This window comes from Aeromonas sp. HMWF014 (assembly GCF_963878295.1).
Classification (GTDB): Bacteria; Pseudomonadota; Gammaproteobacteria; order Enterobacterales; family Aeromonadaceae; genus Aeromonas; species Aeromonas popoffii.
Genome location: NZ_CAWNYS010000584.1, coordinates 1 through 1,753, shown reverse-complemented (window position 1 = coordinate 1,753; position 1,753 = coordinate 1). Strand labels below are relative to the sequence as shown.

General features: G+C 62.6%; 1 pseudogene. It reads right to left on the bottom strand.

Going from position 1 to position 1,753, the window contains the following annotated elements:
• Positions 1-1,674, bottom strand: a pseudogene (locus AAC083_RS22350) (miniconductance mechanosensitive channel MscM); the annotation flags it as partial.
• Between the last annotated feature and the right edge of the window lie 79 nt (positions 1,675-1,753).

Genomic DNA, 1,753 nt, shown 5'->3' with positions numbered 1-1,753 from the left:
CGGATATTGCCAGGCGTCGTCGAGCAGGCCGCGCACCATCAGCACCATAGCGGGCAGGGGCAGGGAGGCAAGCAGGGAGCGCATCAGCAGCCGGCTGGTCAGGCTGAACTTGTCCTGGGTCACCTTGCCGATGCGTGGCGCTATGTGCTGGCTGAATTGGGTCAGATGGCGGGCCAGCTTGAACCAGCACCATGCCAGCACCAGGATACCGATACCGGCGAAGGTGAGGGTGATGGGGTGGTTATCGGCAATGGCCTGGGGCAGTTGCAACCAGTTGACCGGGTTGAGGGCGAGGCCGAGGGCTGCCGGTACCCCGAGTAGCACGGCCGGGGTGAGCGGGCGCACATCCGGCATCCAGAACAGGTGGCTGGCGCTGAGATCACGGATCTCGTCGATCTTGCTGTTCTGGCGGCTGTAGAGCAGCTTGAGTCGGGTCAGCTCCTGGATCAGGCTGTCGGAGGCGTCGTTGAGGCGGGTCAGCAACTGCCGCCTGGCCTTGAGCAGGTTGTCGAGCACGGCCTGCTGGGATCGGTCGAGGGCCATGTCACCGGTGGCCATCAGTTGCTCGCGCATCTGGCGCGGATCCTTGAGCGCGTCCTGCTCTGTCTCGTACTGGTACTTGGCCATGCGCGCGTTGACGATGGCGGATTCCAGCTTGTCGAGCGGGAAGTAGGCCGGCAGATCGGAGAGCTTGCTGCGCAGGTTCTCGCCGTAGGCATTGCTGATCTGCAGCCACTCCATCTGCTCGCGCACCGAGTTGGCCAGATCGTTCAGGGCCGAGAGGTTCTTGTCGATGGCCCTTTGATCGTCCTGTACCCGCTCTATCTGATCTTCCAGCGCGCCGAGCTGGATGGAGAGCGCCTGGTTCTGCTGTTGCTGTTCCAGCAGCAGCGGCATGTCGGAGGTGAGCTGCTTGCGCATCCGCTCGCTCTCCGCCAGCGCCTGCTCCGTTTTCTCGCGCCGTAGCTGGTTTTGCTGGTTGAGCAGGCTGGTCTGCCACTCATCCTCGTCCGTGATGGCGAGGTTGAGATCCTGCAACTTCAGCTTGCCGAGATCGTTGCGTTGCTGGGCAGAGAGCTGCTCCAGTTCCAGCATCTGGATCCGGTCTGACAGGCTCTGCTCCTTGAGGTGGGTGACCAGCTGCTTGGCCTCCTGCTGGCGGTCCGATTCACTGCTGAAGCTGAGCCGATCGAGCAGGGTGCGAGTCTGCTGCAACTGCTTGCGCAGCTCGTCGACCCGCAGGTGATACTCCTGACCCGTGCTCTCCAGCTGGTTGAGGCTGTCCATCACAGCCTGGCGCTCCTTGCGCAGGTTGAGCTGGCGGTTGCTGCTCAGGCCGATGGCCTGGCGCAGCGCCTCCTCCTTCAGGGAGGAGAGCTGCGGGCGGGGCTGGGGCTGATAGTTGTGCAGGCGCTCCTTGAGGCGGGCCGACTCCTTGGGGTAGTCGATGAGGATCTGCTGATAGGCCTTGCCCTGCTCGCGATAGCGCTGGGCTTCCCGGGCAAATTGCAGCGCCTGCTGATAACTTTCCCGCAGCTTCTGGTTTTCCGGGGTGTCTGTTTTGGGCACGCTCTGCAGCAGCTCCTCCACCTCGGTGATAGCGTCATTGGCCTGAGCGAATACGGGGAAGAGGCAGAGGGAGATCAGCAGCAGGGAGAGCAGGCGTTGCAACATGGCGCACGTTTCCGTTCATGAGAGGTCGCCCTAGCCTAAAGCAGGGGCTGAGGCGGGTAAAGTTTTCCATATTAATGAT